General features: G+C 69.5%; 16 protein-coding genes. 9 read left to right on the top strand and 7 right to left on the bottom strand.

The features are described from left to right. Position 1: 1 nt before the first annotated feature. The 7 genes from NS3_RS15885 (at position 2) to NS3_RS15855 (ending at position 7,007) form a co-directional block, all read left to right on the top strand. On the top strand, positions 2 to 244 hold the full coding sequence (locus tag NS3_RS15885) for a HypC/HybG/HupF family hydrogenase formation chaperone (RefSeq protein ID WP_067860302.1): 243 nt from the start codon (positions 2 to 4) through the stop codon (positions 242 to 244). After that, on the top strand, positions 241 to 2,511 hold the full coding sequence (gene hypF, locus NS3_RS15880) for a carbamoyltransferase HypF (RefSeq protein ID WP_084495593.1): 2,271 nt from the start codon (positions 241 to 243) through the stop codon (positions 2,509 to 2,511). The genes NS3_RS15885 and hypF overlap by 4 nt, the downstream gene beginning before the upstream one ends. A 17-nt stretch (positions 2,512 to 2,528) precedes the next feature. Further along, positions 2,529 to 2,864 (top strand): HypC/HybG/HupF family hydrogenase formation chaperone, encoded by a 336-nt coding sequence (locus NS3_RS15875; protein WP_067860300.1) that lies wholly within the window; start codon positions 2,529 to 2,531, stop codon positions 2,862 to 2,864. Further along, on the top strand, positions 2,861 to 3,973 hold the full coding sequence (hypD, locus tag NS3_RS15870) for a hydrogenase formation protein HypD (protein ID WP_067860298.1): 1,113 nt from the start codon (positions 2,861 to 2,863) through the stop codon (positions 3,971 to 3,973). Before NS3_RS15875 ends, hypD begins: the two co-directional genes overlap by 4 nt. Continuing rightward, positions 3,966 to 5,048: a hydrogenase expression/formation protein HypE gene (gene hypE, locus NS3_RS15865; protein ID WP_067860296.1), complete on the top strand. Its 1,083-nt coding sequence runs from the start codon at positions 3,966 to 3,968 to the stop codon at positions 5,046 to 5,048. The genes hypD and hypE overlap by 8 nt, the downstream gene beginning before the upstream one ends. A 94-nt stretch (positions 5,049 to 5,142) precedes the next feature. Then, positions 5,143 to 6,204, top strand: coding sequence for a Nickel transporter NicT (gene nicT / locus NS3_RS15860; protein ID WP_218018246.1), 1,062 nt, complete (start codon positions 5,143 to 5,145; stop codon positions 6,202 to 6,204). After that, entirely contained in the window at positions 6,201 to 7,007 is an 807-nt protein-coding gene (locus NS3_RS15855; RefSeq protein WP_281205704.1) for a DUF6390 family protein, read from the top strand. The genes nicT and NS3_RS15855 overlap by 4 nt, the downstream gene beginning before the upstream one ends. Here NS3_RS15855 and NS3_RS15850 read toward each other — a convergent pair. The 4 genes from NS3_RS15850 to NS3_RS15835 form a co-directional block, all read right to left on the bottom strand. Continuing rightward, positions 6,972 to 8,171: an ABC transporter permease gene (locus NS3_RS15850; RefSeq protein ID WP_067860294.1), complete on the bottom strand. Its 1,200-nt coding sequence runs from the start codon at positions 8,169 to 8,171 to the stop codon at positions 6,972 to 6,974. The genes NS3_RS15855 and NS3_RS15850 overlap by 36 nt on opposite strands. After that, positions 8,168 to 9,082 (bottom strand): ABC transporter ATP-binding protein, encoded by a 915-nt coding sequence (locus NS3_RS15845; RefSeq protein ID WP_067860292.1) that lies wholly within the window; start codon positions 9,080 to 9,082, stop codon positions 8,168 to 8,170. Before NS3_RS15845 ends, NS3_RS15850 begins: the two co-directional genes overlap by 4 nt. A 160-nt stretch (positions 9,083 to 9,242) precedes the next feature. After that, positions 9,243 to 10,232, bottom strand: coding sequence for a 1-aminocyclopropane-1-carboxylate deaminase/D-cysteine desulfhydrase (locus NS3_RS15840; protein WP_067860291.1), 990 nt, complete (start codon positions 10,230 to 10,232; stop codon positions 9,243 to 9,245). Continuing rightward, on the bottom strand, positions 10,229 to 11,185 hold the full coding sequence (locus NS3_RS15835) for a DNA polymerase domain-containing protein (protein ID WP_067860289.1): 957 nt from the start codon (positions 11,183 to 11,185) through the stop codon (positions 10,229 to 10,231). The genes NS3_RS15840 and NS3_RS15835 overlap by 4 nt, the downstream gene beginning before the upstream one ends. Positions 11,186 to 11,447: 262 nt before the next feature. Here NS3_RS15835 and NS3_RS15830 point away from each other — a divergent pair, with 262 nt between their 5' ends. Continuing rightward, the gene (locus NS3_RS15830) at positions 11,448 to 12,968 is read left to right on the top strand and encodes an AIM24 family protein (protein WP_067860287.1); all 1,521 of its coding nucleotides are present in this window, start codon (positions 11,448 to 11,450) and stop codon (positions 12,966 to 12,968) included. 34 nt (positions 12,969 to 13,002) lie between these two features. On the opposite strand, the gene NS3_RS15825 is transcribed toward NS3_RS15830, so the two are convergent. After that, entirely contained in the window at positions 13,003 to 14,013 is a 1,011-nt protein-coding gene (locus NS3_RS15825) for an alpha/beta hydrolase (RefSeq protein ID WP_067860286.1), read from the bottom strand. Between the two features lie 231 nt (positions 14,014 to 14,244). Further along, positions 14,245 to 14,724 (bottom strand): Dps family protein, encoded by a 480-nt coding sequence (locus tag NS3_RS15820; protein ID WP_067860284.1) that lies wholly within the window; start codon positions 14,722 to 14,724, stop codon positions 14,245 to 14,247. A 143-nt stretch (positions 14,725 to 14,867) separates the two neighbouring features. Between NS3_RS15820 and NS3_RS15815 the strand changes: the two genes are divergently transcribed. Further along, positions 14,868 to 16,490: an alkaline phosphatase D family protein gene (locus NS3_RS15815; protein ID WP_067860282.1), complete on the top strand. Its 1,623-nt coding sequence runs from the start codon at positions 14,868 to 14,870 to the stop codon at positions 16,488 to 16,490. A gap of 60 nt (positions 16,491 to 16,550) precedes the next feature. Here the strand turns inward: NS3_RS15815 and NS3_RS29140 are convergent, their stop codons facing one another. After that, positions 16,551 to 16,766, bottom strand: coding sequence for a hypothetical protein (locus tag NS3_RS29140; RefSeq protein WP_157101367.1), 216 nt, complete (start codon positions 16,764 to 16,766; stop codon positions 16,551 to 16,553). Positions 16,767 to 16,989: the final 223 nt, after the last annotated feature.

The raw sequence follows: 16,989 nt of genomic DNA, 5'->3' as shown, positions 1-16,989 counted from the left end.
GATGTGCCTCGGAATTCCCGGCCTGGTGCTCGAGATACCGGACGGCTACTACGGCCAGATCGCCCTCGTCGATGTCTCCGGTGAGAAGCGACGGGTGAACATCGGGCTGCTCGAGGACGATCCGGTCGGCCCCGGCGATTGGGTGATCATCCACATGGGCTTCGGGATCGAGAAGACCGACGCGGCCGGTGCGGCCGCGGCCATGTCCGGGTTGCGCATGCTCGGCAGTGGTGAGCAGCCGTGACCGCCGGCCGGGCCCGCCGCCGGTTCGTGGTGCGCGGTGTGGTGCAGGGCGTGGGCTTCCGGCCGTTCGTCTACACCACCGCGGCCGAGCTGTCGCTGAGCGGGCGGGTATCCAACGACAGCAGTGGCGTCATCGTCGAAACCGAGGGCACACCGGCGGATCTGGCCGAATTCGAGCGGCGGCTGCGGTGCTCGCCGCCACCGCTGGCGGTCGTCGAATCGGTGGAGCGCTCCGAGATCCCGGTGCGGGGCGGTACCGGATTCCACATCGCCGACACCACTCGCGGCGACGGCCGCACCCTCGCCTCACCGGATATGGCCCTCTGCGCCGCATGTGAGGCGGAACTGCGCGATCCGTCCGACCGGCGGTACCGCCACCCGTTCGTGAACTGCACCAACTGCGGTCCCCGGTTCACCATCATCGCCGCGTTGCCCTACGACCGGGCCCGCACCTCCATGGCCGACTTCCCGATGTGCGACCGCTGCGCCCGCGAATACCACGATCCCACCGACCGCCGTTTCCACGCGCAGCCGATCGCCTGCCCCGAGTGCGGCCCGCGCCTGTTCTACACCGGACCAGGCCGTGGCGAGCCGCTCGCCACGGCCCGCGAACTCTTGCGGTCGGGCGGAATTCTGGCGGTGAAGGGCATCGGGGGCTATCACCTGGCCTGCGACGCGGCGAACGAGGCGGCGGTGGCCGAACTGCGGCGCCGTAAACGCCGGGGCGGCAAGCCTTTCGCCGTGATGGCGCCGGATGTGGCGCTCGCGCGCGAGATCGCGGTCGTCGACTCCGCGGCCGCCGGACTGCTGACCGGCCCGCAGCGGCCCATCGTGCTGCTCGCCCGCGGGGACAGACCGCTCGCCGAGTCCGTCGCGCCCGGCAACCCCGACCTCGGTGTGATGCTGGCCTACACCCCGCTGCACGCGCTGCTGTTCGGCCTGGCCGGCGACCCGGTCGGCCCGGATGTGCTGGTGATGACCTCGGGCAACCGCAGCAGTGAACCGATCTGCTACGACGACGCGGATGCGCGCGAGCGCCTCACCGGGCTGGCGGACGGGTGGTTGTGGCACGACCGCCGCATCCTGGTGCCGTGTGACGATTCGGTGGTGCGCCTGGTCGACGGCATCGAGTCACCGGTACGCCGCTCGCGCGGCTATGCGCCGCTGCCACTGGCCCTTCCGGCGCCACTGCCGCCGACACTCGCCGTGGGCGCCGATCTGAAGAATGTCTGTGCCGTCGCCGACGGCCGCTACGCCTGGCTGAGCCAGCATGTCGGCGATATGGACGATCTGGCGACCCTGCGCGCTTTCGACGCCACGCAACAGCACCTGGAGGAGCTGACCGGAGTGCGCCCTGCCCAACTCGTCGCCGACGCGCATCCGGGCTATCGGTCCACCGGGTGGGCGCACAGGCACGCGGGCGAGCGCCCGGTGCGCACCGTCCAGCACCACCACGCGCATATCGCCGCCGTCATGGGTGAGCACGGGCTCGGTATGACCGATACCGTCCTCGGAATCGCCTTCGACGGCACCGGGTTCGGACCCGACGGCGCGGTGTGGGGCGGGGAGATCCTCGCCGCGGGATACAAGGGCTACCAGCGGCTGGCCCACCTGAAATACGTGCCGCTGGCCGGTGGCGACACGTCGGTGCACCGGCCGTACCGCATGGCGCTGGCGCATCTGCGGGCCGCCGGTATCGACTGGTCGCCTGCGATCCCGTCGGTGGCCGCCTGCCCGGCCGAGGAACGCGCGGTGCTCGCGCACCAGTTCGGCACCGGGCTGGGCTGTGTGCCGACCTCCAGCATGGGCAGATTGTTCGACGCGGTGTCCTCGCTGGCCGGGGTCCGCCACGTCGTGGACTACGAGGCACAGGCGGCCATCGAACTCGAAGGGCTCTCCCGCCACGGCGATCCCGGTGAGGTCTCGTACCGGTTCACGGTCGGTTCCGGTGCGGACCCCGCGCTGATCGACCCCGGCCCGGTGATCGCCGCGGTCGTCGCCGACGCGGCGGCCGGCGTTCCGGCGGCGACGATCGGCGCCCGCTTCCACGCCGCCGTCGCGCGGCTGGTGCTCGATATCGCGTGGGAGTTCGCGGCGGTGGACCGGGTCGTGGCGCTCTCGGGCGGCGTGTTCCAGAACGCACTGCTGCTGTCCGGTTCCCGAAAACTGCTGCGCGACAACGGATTCACCGTGCTCACGCACAGCAGACTGCCACCCAACGACGGTGGCCTCGCATTCGGTCAGGTGCTCGCGGTCGCCGCGGGCTGAGCGGAGAAGGAGCAGATATGTGCCTGGCAGTTCCCGGAAAGGTGCTCAGCCTCGAGGAGCGTGACGGCACCCTGATGTCGGTCGTCGACTTCGGCGGCGTGCACAAGGACGTATGCCTGCAGTACATCCCGGACGCGGCGATCGGCGACTACGTCGTCGTGCACGTCGGGTTCGCCATCCAGCGGCTGGACGAGGAGTCCGCGCTGCAGACCCTGGCCGAGTTCGAACACCTCGGCGTGCTGAAGGAGGAATTCGCGGACGGTTTCGCCGTCGCGGCCGCGCAGGCGGGAGAGGAGAACCCGGAGAAGGCATACCAGCGTCCCCCCGAGCGTGCCCCCGAGGAGGAGTCATGAAATATCTCGACGAATTCAGCGATCCGGAGCTGGCCAAGCGTCTTCTCGAACGGATCCGCGCCACTACCGACCGCCGCTGGGCGATCATGGAAGTGTGTGGCGGGCAGACGCATTCGATCATCCGGCACGGGATCGACCAATTACTGCCCGACCGGATCGAGATGATCCACGGCCCCGGCTGCCCGGTGTGCGTCACACCGCTCGAGGTGATCGACAAGGCGCTCGAGATCGCCGCGCGGCCCGGGGTCATCTTCTGTTCGTTCGGCGATATGCTCCGGGTCCCGGGCAGCAAGAAGGATCTGTTCCGCGTCAAGAGCGAAGGCGGGGACGTCCGAGTCGTCTACTCGCCGCTGGACGCACTGGAACTGGCCAGAGCCAACCCGGATCGGCAGGTCGTCTTCTTCGGTATCGGCTTCGAGACCACCGCCCCCGCCAACGCGATGACCGTGTACCAGGCCCGGCGGCTGGGCATCGAGAACTTCTCACTGCTGGTCTCGCATGTGCTGGTGCCACCGGCGATCGCCGCGATCATGGAGTCGCCGCAGTGCCGGGTACAGGCCTTTCTGCTGGCCGGACACGTGTGCTCGGTGATGGGCACCCAGGAATATCCGCCGCTGGCGCAGCGCTACGAGGTCCCCATGGTGGTCACGGGTTTCGAACCACTCGACATCCTGGAAGGGATCCGGCGCACCGTGGCGCAGCTGGAGTCTGGCCGTCACGAGGTGGAGAACGCCTATCCGCGGGCGGTGTCGGAGGAGGGCAATCCGGCCGCCAAGGCCATGCTGGCCGATGTCTTCGAGGTCACCGACCGAGCCTGGCGCGGCATCGGGGTGATACCGGACAGCGGGTGGCGGCTCTCGCCACGCTACCGCGACTACGATGCCGAATACCGCTTCTCCGTCGGCGATCTGCGCACCGCCGAATCGGCGGTCTGCCGATCGGGCGAGGTACTGCAGGGCCTGATCAAACCCCACGAGTGCGCCGCGTTCGGCACGCAGTGCACACCGCGCAACCCGCTGGGCGCCACCATGGTGTCCTCGGAAGGCGCGTGCGCCGCCTACTACCTCTACCGTCGCCTGGACCAGCCCGCGGAGGTGGCCCATGCGTGAGGATCCGATCGTGCCCGCACCGGCGACGATCGATGTGGACGGGTGGGTCTGCCCGATGCCGTTGCGCGATTCGCCGAATATCGTGATGGGTCACGGCGGCGGCGGGGCGATGTCGGGCGAACTGATCGAGCATCTGTTCCTGCCCGCCTTCGGTCCCGCGGCCGACGCGGGTCTGGGGGACTCCGCCGTGGTCACGGTCGGCGATACCCGGCTCGCGTTCTCGACCGACTCCTTCGTCGTGAAGCCGCGCACGTTTCCCGGCGGTTCGCTCGGCGAACTGGCCGTGAACGGCACCGTCAACGATCTGGCGATGGCCGGCGCTCGCCCGCTGGTGCTGTCCACCGCGTTCATCCTCGAGGAGGGCACCGCGCTGTCCGAGATCGCCGCTGTCGCCCAGGCGATCGGCACCGCGGCGTCGGCCGCGGGAGTGACCTTGGTGACCGGCGACACCAAGGTGGTCGACGCCGGGCACGGTGACGGCATCTTCGTCAACACGACCGGTATCGGCATCATCGACGGCGACGTCGATATCCGGCCCCAGCGCGCGCGGCCGGGCGATATCGTCCTGATCAACGGCGATATCGGGGTGCACGGTATCGCCGTGATGAGCTGCCGGGAGGGGCTCGAGTTCGGGACGACGGTGCTCAGCGACACCGCACCGCTCAACGGTCTGGTGGCTGCGATGCTGAACAGCGGCGCGGACGTGCACACATTGCGCGATCCGACCCGGGGTGGCGTGGCGGCCACGTTGAACGAGATCGCCCGCGCCGCCGGTATCGGGGTCTCGCTGGACGAGACGGCGCTGCCGGTGCCCGCCGCGGTGCGCGACGCCTGCGGGCTGCTCGGCCTCGACCCGATGTACGTGGCCAACGAAGGCAAATTGATCGCCTTCGTAGCTCCCGAGGACGCGGACCGGGTGCTGGAGGCGATGCGCGCACACCCGCTGGGGGCCCACGCGGCGGTGATCGGCGTCTGTGTCGAGGAGCATCCGGGAATGGTGGTGGCGCGGACCGCGCTCGGCGGTACCCGGGTGGTGGATCTACCGGCCGGGGAGCAATTGCCGCGCATATGCTGACGCGGCGGGTCGTCCGGTCCGCCGATCCGGGAGAGAAACGAGGTGCCCGACAGTGCGGATATCAGCGGCGGCCGTGCGGGCCGGCTGGTCGAAACTGGACCCGGCGCAGCGGCGCAGCGTCACGGGCATGACCCTCACCGTTGTCGCGCTGCACCTGCTCGGGTTCGCGACACTGCTGTTCCTCGTCGTTCCCGGCGGCTACCTCGTGGACGGCGCGGTTTTCGGCGTCGGTCTCGGGATCACCGCCTATACCCTGGGCGCGCGGCACGCGTTCGATGTCGACCACATCGCCGCCATCGACAACGCGACCAGGAAACTCCTGGCGGAGAACCGGAAACCGATGTCGGTCGGATTCTGGTTCGCGCTGGGCCACTCCACCATCGTCTTCGTCCTCGTCGCCCTGCTGGCGGCCGGCGTGAAGGCGCTCGCGGCCAACCTCCAGGACGAGAACTCGCGGCTACAGCAGTGGACCGGAGTCTTCGGCACCGGTGTCTCGGGCACCTTCCTGATCCTGATCGGACTGCTGAACCTGATCTCCCTGATCGGGATATGGCGGGTATTCCGCGGAATGCGGCAGGGCCGTTTCGACGAGGCGGAACTCGAACGCCACCTCACCGATCGAGGCGCGCTGAACCGGGTGTTCGGCCCGCTGATGCGCGCGGTCCGCGCACCCTGGCAGATGTACCCGGTCGGATTGCTGTTCGGGCTCGGCTTCGACACCGTCACCGAGGTAGGTCTGCTGGTCATCGCGGGCGGCGCGGCGGCCACCGACCTGCCGTGGTACGCGATTCTGGTTCTGCCCGTGCTCTTCTCGGCGGGAATGGCGCTGTTCGACGCGCTGAACGGGACATTCATGAACTACGCCTACGGGTGGGCATTCGCCGGACCGGTGCGCAAGGTCTACTACAACATCGTGGTCACCGGCCTGTCGGTCGCGGTGGCGCTGTTGATCGGCGCACAGGAGATCATCTCGATCATGACCGAGAAGCTCGACCTCACCTCGGGACCGCTGGCCTGGGTAGGCGAACTCGATCTCGGGGCAATGGGTTTCATCATCGTCGGATTGTTCGTTCTCACCTGGGTGATCGCGGTGGCGGTCTGGCGTTTCGGTGATGTCGAGCAGCGCTGGCAGCCCGGATCACCGGTGGATTCGTGAACACGCGTGCCGCGGCGACCCGGGGAGCGGACATGTTCGCCCGGTTCGCATACGCGCCGAATGCGTTGGGGTACTGCGGCCCGTCGGGAACAACGGCACTGCGTGACGGGTCGGCCGAGGAAGTGCGAGCCGTCGCACGCAGCTTCACCGGAGCTTGGCCCTATCTGCAGGTCATGTCGCGCATGACCGGTATCGACGATGCACTGGATCATCGCCTGGTCGAGTCGTATTGGCTCGGAGGCGGCATCGGTGCGCGGCTGGACCCGGCGACCTTCGTCGCCGAGTTGCTGGCGGTGATCGGTCCGGCCGCGGGGCAGTACTGGAAGTACCTCACCGACGGCTCGCTGATCGAGGAGGCGGCCGCGAATCACTGTTTTCACGTCTTCGGTGTCTATCCCTGGACCCGCCTGCTCGGCCGGGGCGGCGACCATCCGGTACGCGTGCTCGACAACTGCCGGATCAACTGGGGCACGATCCGGGCGCGGGCGGACGACCACGTCGTGGTCGAATGCCCGCGGCTGGAGTTCGACGGCCACCGGCTGGCGCTGAGCACACGCGAGACGCGGTTGATCCCGGTGTGGACGGACGGCTTCTCCGCGGTGCCCGACGCGGCGCCCGGTCAGCTGGTCGCACTGCACTGGGACCGGTTGTGCGGCCGGTTGACACCCGCCCGAGCCCGATCGCTGGTGGTCAGCACCGAGCGGCAGCTGCGGGCCACCAATCGCAGACTCGAAAGGGCGGCGGCTGCCCTTCATCGGAGTGGGGGTTCATCGGGTGAGCGCCGCCCGCCACGACAACCGTGATCCGGTGTGCAGGATGCTGCGCGTGTACACCCGCGCGGCCACCCAGGCCACGAGCGCGCAGGCGAGCAGCATCACCAGCGCCGATCCGGCCATTTCCCAAATCTCGACCTCGCCGGAGGCCGTCCGGACCGGCATGACGAACGCCGAGACCGGCGGCACCCAGCCGGCGACGCGGGCGATCGTGCCGTCCGGGCTGCCGACAGCGGCGATGCTGATCAGGTACGAGAATATGACCAGCAGCATCAACGGCGTGGTGACGCCCTGCACCTCCTCCTGCCGCGATACCAACGAACCCGCCGCCGCGTACATCAGCGAGAACAGCAGATAGCCGAGCAGCGCCCACACCAACGTGGCCGCGAAGACCGAGACCGCTGTCCCGGTCAGGGTGATCAGGCCGACCACTCGACCCGCCACCAGTCCCGCCGCACCGATCACCGCGACCTGCAGCAGTGCCGACGCACCGATGCCGAGCACCTTGCCCCACATCAGATGGATCGGCCGGATGGTGGCCAGCAGCAGTTCGGCCACCCGCGTCGATTTCTCCTCCACCACGCCGATCGCCACGTACACACCGAAGGTGAGCACGGTGGTGAACAACAGCAGCAAGGCCACCCACGCCATGCTCATCCGCTCGCTCTCCTGCGGATCGGGCGGATCCAACGCGACGACCGTGATAGCGATGTCGGCGATCTCGGCGAGGGCGGCGTCACTGTCCACGCTGTAGTCGGCCAGCACTTCGTTCACCACTTCGGCGCGGATCGCTTCCGAGAGCACCGCGGCCAGTTCCGGGTCGAGCGACCGTCCGACGACCACGGAATACGTCCGGTCGCCGGTCGGCCCCACGGCGACGTCGAAGGCTCCCGACTGCAACCCGAACTGCGCGCGTTCTTCGTCGACATCGTCCTGGACATGCATGTCCAGACCGGCCGTCCGCGCGATCTCCGGCAGATGTTCGGCCAGAGCGGTTCCGGCGCCGACGACCGCCACATCGATGCGCTCCGGCCCGTCGTCGGCCAGCGCCGAATACACCACCGCGGCAACCACCACCGCCAGGCTCATCAACAGCAGACTCCACCGATACGCCTTGGCGCCCACCTGGGCCAGGAATTCCCTGCGCACCACCAGCCCGACGGTGCGCAGCACCTGGGTGTCAGCGCCGGTCATGCCGCGACCACCTCGCGGAAGAGCTCGGTCAGGGAAGCCTGGTAGGAGGCGAAATGCCGAACCGGGCCGGTGCGCAGCGCGGCATCGAGCACCAGCTGATCGTCGGCGTCCTGGTCGAGAGCCAGCAGCGTCCGCGGCGGCTCCCCCGGTTCGGTCGCGCTGTGCTCGAGCACCCGCACACCCGGCAACGCGTCGGCCCAATCCGGCGGCGCGTCCGGCACACTCACCGCCAACCTGCGCCCACCGCGCGACCGCAGCTCGGCCACCGTGCCCACCGCTCGCATGCTGCCCGCGACGATGATGCCGACCCGATCGCACAGCCGCTGCACCAGATCGAGCTGGTGCGAGGAGAACATCACCGGCACCCCGGCCGCGGATTGTTCCCGCAGCACTTCGCTCATGACATCCACCGCCACCGGATCGAGCCCGGAGAACGGCTCGTCGAGCACCAGCAGTCGTGGCCGGTGCACCAGCGCGGCCGCCAGCTGGGCGCGCTGCTGATTGCCGAGGCTCAATTCCTCCAGCCTGCGTTCCCGCTTGTCGGCGATCCCCAGCCGCTCACACCAGCGATCGACTTCCTCGGCCGCCGAGCGCCTGTCCAATCCGTGCAACTCGGCCAGATAGCGCAACTGCTCGGCCACCTTCATCTTCGGATACAGCCCCCGCTCCTCCGGCATGTATCCGAATTGCCTGCGCAACGCGAAATCGACCGGCGCGCCGCCGAATCGGACGTCACCGGCGTCGGCGGCGAGCACGCCGAGCACGATCCGCATGGTGGTCGACTTGCCCGCGCCGTTGCTGCCGACGAACCCGAAGATCTCCCCCGCCCCGACCTCGAAACCCACATCGCTCAGCGCGGTCACCGCACCGAACCGTTTCGCCAGTCCCCGTATCTCCAGCCGCACGCGCATCCTTCCCGTGTGTAACTCCATCCACACTAGGGGTTCGGCGCCCTCCACCCCAGCGCACGGCGACCGTGAGCGAACGGCACCGCCACGAGCCGCGACATCGGAGGATGGGAACGAGGTGCCGCGCGTTGTCCACGCCGGCCGCGCCGACCCGACCGGACGGTCATCGCGGGCCGTTCGTGTTCACGAACAGCAGCGGCCGTTCGTCTTCGGCGTGCGACGAGGCGAGTTCCAGCGTCGCGGCCATGGCCTTGCCTGTGTAGACCGGTTCGAGCGAGAGTCCTTCCCGGTCCCCCGCCGTGCGCAGGGCGGCGGCTCCTTCCGGCGTGGAATACCCGTAACCGGGGCCGAGCCATTCCCGAGTGACGAGCAACCGGTCGGTTCGCAGCGCCGGGGCGGAGAACACCGCGCCACGGGCGCGCAGCAGTCGCACGCAGCGGCCGGCGAGCGCACCCAGGGACCGATGGTCCAGTCGCAGCGTGTCGTTGACGACCACCGCGACAACCGTGACGTCGGCCAACCCGGCGAGCTCGAGCCCGAGCCACAACCCGGCCGCCGTGCCGCCGGAACCGACGGGCACCACGACACGACCGGGACGCGGCAGCTGTCCGGCCTCGATCTGTGCGGCGATCTCGAAGGCGGCCTCGACATAGCCGAGCACGCCGAACTCGTTGGAACCCCCGGGCGGCACCAGGTACGAAGGGCGATGTCGCAGCATCAGATACGGCGCCGCCGCATAGGTGCGAGCCTTGGTGCGGGTGAAGTACAGCCGGGCCCCGGATTCCCGCAGACGCTCCAGTTGTGCGCGCACATGGTCGTCGAGCGGCTGATCGACCAGGGCGAGCGCGGTGTCCAGGCCGTGGTCGCGGGCATAGCGAGCGGTGGCCAGGCCCCAGTTGGTGCCGAGCGCGCCGAAGGTCAGCACCGTACGCTTCTCGCGGCGCACCGCCTCGGCCAACAGCCATTCGAGCTTGCGCACCTTGTTGCCGCCCCAGCCGCCGTCGCCGAACGCGCCGTCGTCTTTGAGCCACACTGTGGTTCTGCCGGACAGCGCGGTCAGTTCCCGGACCGGTGTGGGCGCGGTGCCGAGGGGCAGTCTCGGCAGGCTCTCGCGCAGTTCGGGGAAACGCTTGTGCAGCAACGGCGTACTCACGAGCCCTCGCGGCGGGCGCGAGCACGACGCTTGCCCTCGTGCATGGCCTGCACGCGCGCGACCGGGATCGTGTGCCCCTCCTCGACGAGATCCGCCGGAAGCGCTTGCGGCGCGGGCATCTCTTCCTGCCAGGGGTCGCTACCGGCGAGAAGCCCGGGCGCGGTGCGGATGGTGAAGTCGCCGGGCGCGACATCGGACAGGTCGGACCAGCTCACCGGAAACGACACCGGCACACCGGGCCGCACCCGGGGACTGTAGACCGAGACCACCGTCGCGCCGCCCGAACGGGTGGAATCGAGGAATACCTTGCCTTCCCGGTCCTCACGGATGAAGGCGGTGGTCGCCAGATCCGGGTCGAGCCGTTCGGCGCGGGCCGCGATCGCTCTGGTAGCGGCGGCCGCGTCCGCGAGCGGGATGCCCGGTTCGATAGGGACGAAGACGTGCACGCCCTTCGAACCGCTGGTCTTCACCACGCCGGACAGGCCGTCGGCCGCCAGTGCCTCCTTGATGAGCAGGGCGGCGAGTACCGCGTGCCGGAAGGTCTGGCCCGGCGACGGATCCAGGTCGAGCACCAGGTGTGTCTGCCCGGCCTCGCTGTCCGTGGTGAGCAATGTCGGGTGGTACTCGACGGCACGCTGGTTACCCAGCCACATCAGGGTCGGCAGGTCCTGGCACAGCGGATAGGTGATCATCCGGTTCACACTCGCCGCCCAGGTGGTGACCCGCGGGACGAAGTCCGGCGCGTACTTCGGCAGGTTCTTCTGCATGAACGGTTCCTGCCCGGAACGCACCCGCACCACCGACAGCGGACGGTCACGCAACTGCCCGATCAACGGTTCGGCGACCGCCTCCAGATAGTCGAGCAGATCCCGCTTGGTCTCCTCGGCCCCGTCGAACAGCGGCTGATCGAGATTCGTCATCCGGACGCCCGCGCGCTCCTCGTCGCTGCCCATCGCACCACCCTGCCCCGCGATGATCGACGGGTCAACAGGCGCGCCGCTGTCAGGGCGCGGTGTCCCCGCGGAGTTCACGCGCGCGGACTACGCACACGACGCGGCACCGGCGGGTCGACAGGCGCGCCCGAGGAAGGACGTGGCGCGAAATCGAGATCCGGGACAGACTTGGAACCGTGAGTGCGATATCGAACGGTGACGCCGGGGGCGCGTCGTGACGGCGCTGGCCCCCGGGGAGAACCGTCCCGCGCCAGGGGATCGGATGACGATCACCGTCACCAGCGCCGCCCCGCTGGACGTGTCCGCGCTGCTGTTGAATTCGTCGGGGCGAGTGCGGGCCGACGGCGATTTCGTGTTCTTCAACCAGCCCGCCGGGCACGGGGTGCTCTACCGGCACGGACGCGGCGGGCCGGACATGGTCGATGTGCAGACCTCCGCGCTGCCGCCGGACATCGAGACCGTCGTGGTCGCGGCGAGTCTGGACGGGCGCGGCGCCGCCACCACCCTGGCGGCGGCGGGCGGTCTCACGGTGACCATCGGATCCGATTCGGGCACACTGACTTTCCCCATCACCGGGCTGACCACCGAGACCGCCGTGGTCTGTGTGGAGATCTACCGGCGCGCGGGCGCCTGGAAGATCCGCGCTGTCGGCCAGGGATACGACAACGGTTTGGCGGGAATCGCCACCGCGTTCGGGGTGAACGTCGACGACGAACCGGATTCCCCGCCGCCGCCCGCACGCGCACATCCGGCACCACCGCCGCCCCACACGCCGGGAGCGCCGCGCGGGGCCGCCCCACAGTCCGGCGACCGGTCACCGGGGAACGCCGTGCCCGGCGGCGGCTATCTTTCGCCTCCGCACGGTTCGCCCGGCCACCCGCCACCATCGGGTGTGCCGGGGGGACGTCACCTCCCTCCGGCCGGCCCCGGATACCCACCCGCGGGCGCCCCCGGACAGCCGCCGCCATACGGCGTGCCATCCGCTCCTCCCCAGCCATCCCACCCCGCCCCACCCCCGATCGCCCCACAGCAAGGAGCACTGCCGATGCAGAGCGATCTGTTCGACGCCCGCCACGCCGAGGTCAACGGCCTCGGCATCCAGAAGCAGGGCGGCAAGATGATCAAGGTCGGAGTCAACGGCGATGTCATGGCCAGGTCCGGCTCGATGGTGGCCTACCAGGGCGAATTGAATTTCCAGGCACAGGGTTCCGGTGGCATCGGACGCGCGATCCAGGCCCGGCTCACCGGGGAGGGCGTGCCGCTGATGAAGGTCTCCGGGCGCGGTGATCTGTTCCTGGCCAATGCCGCCGCCGACGTGCACCTGATCGATCTCGACGGCTCCGACGGGCTCACCGTCAACGGCGCCAATGTGCTCGCCTTCGACAGCTCACTGCGCTTCGACATCAAGCGGGTGCAGGGCGCAGCCGGATTCGCAAGCAACGCGGGTCTTTTCAACTGCGTGTTCACCGGGCGCGGGCGCATCGCCCTCACGACCGAGGGCACTCCCGTGGTGCTGAACGTCGACCAGCCGACCTATGCCGACCCGCAAGCCGCGGTGGCGTGGTCGTCGAGTCTGCAGACCGGCATCAAGCGCAACGACTCGTTCGGTCTGGGCACCTTGCTCGGCCGCACCACCGGTGAGGGTCTGACGCTCGCGTTCAGCGGACGCGGCTTCGTCATCGTGCAGCCTTCGGAACTCCCACCCGGCGGGTTCGTCGCGGGCACCGGCAGTGGGCAGGAATCCGGTCAGACCAGCGGCTTCATGGGCGGCCTGCTCGGCTGAGCACCGGCAGGCCGCGGCTCGCGATCGTCGTGGGTCAGCGGCTCAAGGCCGCTTCGAAGACCGGCCACGCCTTGTGCAGGTCTTCCTGCCAGTAGTCCCAGGCGTGCGTGCCGGTGGGCCGCAGGTCGATGGTGGCCGGTATCTCGAGCTCTCGCAACCGTTCTCGCAGCTGCAGCGTGCACATGTTGGTCACCGCCTCCAGCGGCGCACCGAACAGCAGGCGGTAGCCGAGTTCGAACGAGTCGCCGCCCACCGCGGCCGGTGAGTCGTACGGGCCGGGAAGGCCGGAGCCGCTGGAGATGTAGATCTCGGTGCCGCGCAGGCCGTCGGCGTGCAGATACGGGTCGTTGGCCTGCCACGTCGGGTCGCTCGGTGGACCCCACATGTTCACCGGATTACCGCGATGCGCCGCCACGACGGCATTGACCATCACCTGGCCCTGCGGGTCACTGGTGCGCACGCAGCCGCTGAACGAGCCGATCGCGCGATACAGGCCCGGCGCGCCGAGGGCGAGCTGGAAGACCGACGTGCCCGACATGGAGACCCCGACGACCGCGTTCGCGCCGTTCCCACCGAATCTTTCGTCGATGAGCGGCGGAAGTTCCTCGGTGAGGAAGGTCCCCCAGCGCTGGGTGCCCAGCACCGGATCCTCGGCCTGCCAATCGGTGAAGTAGCTGCCCGCGCCACCCAGGGGGATGACGACGTTGACCTGCTTGCCGGCGAAATAGCTCTGGTAGTCGGTGCTGTCGTGCCAGCTGCCGTCGACGTGACCGGAGGCGCCGTTGAGCAGGTAGAGGGTGGGGGCGGGCCGAGTCGGGTCGGCTGCGGGCAGGACGAGCACTTCGGTGCTGCCCTTCATGGCGGGCGAGTACACCTCGACGGTCAGCGCCCGCTCGGCACCTGGCCGAACGCTGTTGATGGCGGGTCCTGGGCCGTCTCCTCGCGCGGGCCCGAGTCCGCCGAGCAACAGCGCCGCCGCGGCCGCTACCGCACCGAAAGACCGGCTCCCCAGCCTCCGTCGCCCCGTGAACCCGAATCCGGCCATTGCTTTCCTTTCCGGTGACGGAGATGTGCGGATGCAGCTGTGCGGCACCGCAGAACATTCGACGCCAGGCTATGAGTGAACGCCATCGACGGCCCCGCGCGATAGCCCACACGGCGAAGATTGTGCCGTCTAACCAGCCGGGTCCGGTGGGCATGGGAGCGACACCGAAGGCGCGCCCGCCGCCGTTGGTCGGCGGCAGGCGCGCCCGAGGGGTCGCTGTCGGGTGAGACGTCAGGCCGAGGCGACCTGCGCCTGCCACATCCAGTGCAGTTGCTCGAGTCGTGCGGCGATCGCGATGATCAGATCCTGGGTGACCGGGTCGGCCTTCTCGGTGGCGTCGATGCGCTCGCGCAGTCTGCTGATGATCGCGGCGAGGTTGGCCACGATCGAGTCGATCACGGCGGTGTCCTCGAGCCAGCCGTCGCCGATGCCGATCGCGCCGGAATCACGGCCGACGGTGGCGGCCCGGCCGTCGGGGCTGACGCCGATGGCGGTCGCGCGCTCGGCCGCCGAGTCGGTGAAGTCACGGGCCGCGGTGACGAGCTCGTCCAGCGCCAGGTGCACCGACCGGAAGTTCGGGCCGATGACGTTCCAGTGCGCTTGCTTGGCGATCAGCGAGAGATCGATCAGATCGACCACCGTCGCACGCAAGGCGTCGCCCGCGATGCGCTGCTGCTCGGAATCGAGGGTGCTGGTGATGGGCTGAGACATCTGGTGCCTTTCCTATCGTCGGACGGTGTCACGTTCGGACGTACCCAGCACCGCCGCGATCAACCAGGAAGCGAGCTCGGCCACACCCGGGACGAGCCACCGACAGACCGCCCCGAGGGGTCCCGTGGCGGTAACGTGGCGATATGGCAATCCCCCGCAGGCAGGCGCTGCGCCTCGCCGCCGCCGGGTCGGTCGCCGTGCTGGTGGGAACGTCGGCGGCGAGCAGCGGCCGATTCCGCACGCCGCGCTGGTCGGCGGACCCGTTCACGCTGGGCGTCGCCTCCGGGGACCCCGCTCCCGACAGCGTCGTGCTGTGGACCAGGCTCGCGCCCGACCCACTCGCCCCCGACGGGCACGGCGGCATGATGAACGCCCCGGTCTCGGTCGACTACGAACTCGCCCACGACGAGCACTTCCGTTCGGTGGTGCGTCGCGGCACGGCTGTGGCCACCAGGGAACTGGCGCATTCGGTGCATCCGGAGATCCACGGCCTGGAGCCGGACCGCTGGTACTACTACCGGTTCCGCGCCGGATCGGTGATCTCCCCGGTGGGCCGCACCCGGACCGCACCCGCCCACGGCCAGGCGGTCGAGCGGCTGCGCTTCGCCTTCGCGTCCTGCCAGGCCTGGAGCGCGGGTTACTTCACCGCCTACGAGCATCTGGCCGCCGAGGACCTCGAACTGGTAGTGCACCTCGGCGACTACATCTACGAGAAGAGCTGGCGGCACAACCGGCTCGACGAGCCCGCGATCCTCACCGGCGAAGCCACCGACCTGGCCGGCTATCGCCTCCGCTACGCCCAGGGCAAGGCCGAGCAACCGCTGCGCGACGCGCATGCCGCCTTCCCGTGGATAGTCACCTTCGACGATCACGAGGTCGACAACAACTGGGCTGCCGACCATCCCGGTCTCGGCTTCGACATCTACCGCGTGCCCCCGTTGTTCCGCCGCCGCAAGGCCGCCGCGTTCCAGGCCATGTACGAGCACCAGCCGTTGCGCCTGGCCCAGCTGCCGGACGGGGCGTCGATGCTGCTGCACCGGCGTTTCGGCTGGGGTGATCTGGCCGAGCTCACCATGCTCGACACCCGTCAGTACCGATCGGTCCAGGTCTGCAGTGAGAACACCACCTCGGACTGTCCCGAGGTCGCCGACCCCGAGCGCACCATTCTCGGTGGCACGCAACGGGACTGGCTGCTCGACGGGCTGACGACATCGACGGCCCGCTGGCAGATCCTCGGTAACCAGGTCGGGATGGGCGAGACCGACATCGACCCCGGACCAGGGCTGCGGGTCTCGACCGACTCGTGGGACGGCTACACCGCCGACCGCGATCTCGTCCTCGGCACGGCCGCGCGGCGCGGCGTCGAGAATCTGGTCGTCATCACCGGCGACCGCCACCAGAACCACGCCGCGAATCTGCGCGCGGACTACTCCGATCCCGGAGCGCCGGTGGTCGCCGCGGAATTCACCGGCACCTCGATCACCACCGGCGGCAACGGCCGGGATGTCGACGACATCGGCCGTGTGCTGCTCGCCGCCAATCCGGACCTGCAGTTCTTCAACTCTCAGCGCGGCTACGTGCGGGTGGATCTGGATCATCGGCTCTGGCGCAACGACTTCCGGGTCGTCCCCTACATCGACCGCCCGGGTGCGCCGATCCACACCCGGGCAACCTATGTCGTGGAGAGCGGCGTGCCGGGGGTCCTCGAGGACTCCGAACAGTCCGCGCCGACCTCGGGAAGGGCGTCGGTTCCCGGCGGGCGCTGACCGGGCTCGGACCCGAGCCTCGGTTCCTCCGCGACCTCGGGGCTTCCGCGGTGTCCGGTGCTACCGCGGCCCGTGCGCGGCGTCGTCGTACCACCGGTACGGCACGGACCAGTCCCAGTGAGCGTCCCGTTCCGGCGCGTCGGCGCGTTCCTCGTCCCGGGCGCGGCGCAGCCACTCCTCGTAGCAGGGCATCAGGCCGCCGACGCCCGCGCCGTAGAGGAGGAATCCACGCTCGAGGTACCGCCACACCGTGCGAGCCGTGACGCGCTTCGACATCGTGACCTCCTGACCGACGACGACACCGCCCCTCCGACCGTCGCGGACACGGCCGGACCGGCGACGGTGGCGCTCAGGATAGTCCCGCAGACCGTGGAAATGTCCGGTTTCGACGATCGCACTCCGGGCGAGGACGGGTGCGAGCGGAGCGGTTCGGGCCCTGACGAATCGCTCAGGGCGGACATGAGCACCGGGCACGGCGTCATCCGCGTGTCGCGCCACC

The organism is Nocardia shimofusensis NBRC 100134 (assembly GCF_001613125.1).
GTDB lineage: Bacteria > Actinomycetota > Actinomycetes > Mycobacteriales > Mycobacteriaceae > Nocardia > Nocardia shimofusensis.
The sequence above is the reverse complement of the archived record's forward strand: the minus strand, read 5'-3'. Positions and strand labels throughout refer to the sequence as shown.

Bases quoted from the DNA above. Each gene is read 5' to 3' on its own strand.
- NS3_RS15885 (WP_067860302.1), top strand. From the start codon at position 2: ATGTGCCTCGGAATTCCCGGCCTGGTGCTCGAGATACCGGACGGCTAC.
- NS3_RS15875 (WP_067860300.1), top strand. From the start codon at position 2,529: ATGTGCCTGGCAGTTCCCGGAAAGGTGCTCAGCCTCGAGGAGCGTGAC.
- hypD (WP_067860298.1), top strand. From the start codon at position 2,861: ATGAAATATCTCGACGAATTCAGCGATCCGGAGCTGGCCAAGCGTCTT.
- hypE (WP_067860296.1), top strand. From the start codon at position 3,966: ATGCGTGAGGATCCGATCGTGCCCGCACCGGCGACGATCGATGTGGAC.
- NS3_RS15850 (WP_067860294.1), bottom strand. From the start codon at position 8,171: ATGACCGGCGCTGACACCCAGGTGCTGCGCACCGTCGGGCTGGTGGTG.
- NS3_RS15845 (WP_067860292.1), bottom strand. From the start codon at position 9,082: ATGCGCGTGCGGCTGGAGATACGGGGACTGGCGAAACGGTTCGGTGCG.
- NS3_RS15835 (WP_067860289.1), bottom strand. From the start codon at position 11,185: ATGGGCAGCGACGAGGAGCGCGCGGGCGTCCGGATGACGAATCTCGAT.
- NS3_RS15830 (WP_067860287.1), top strand. From the start codon at position 11,448: ATGACGATCACCGTCACCAGCGCCGCCCCGCTGGACGTGTCCGCGCTG.
- NS3_RS15825 (WP_067860286.1), bottom strand. From the start codon at position 14,013: ATGGCCGGATTCGGGTTCACGGGGCGACGGAGGCTGGGGAGCCGGTCT.
- NS3_RS15820 (WP_067860284.1), bottom strand. From the start codon at position 14,724: ATGTCTCAGCCCATCACCAGCACCCTCGATTCCGAGCAGCAGCGCATC.
- NS3_RS15815 (WP_067860282.1), top strand. From the start codon at position 14,868: ATGGCAATCCCCCGCAGGCAGGCGCTGCGCCTCGCCGCCGCCGGGTCG.
- NS3_RS29140 (WP_157101367.1), bottom strand. From the start codon at position 16,766: ATGTCGAAGCGCGTCACGGCTCGCACGGTGTGGCGGTACCTCGAGCGT.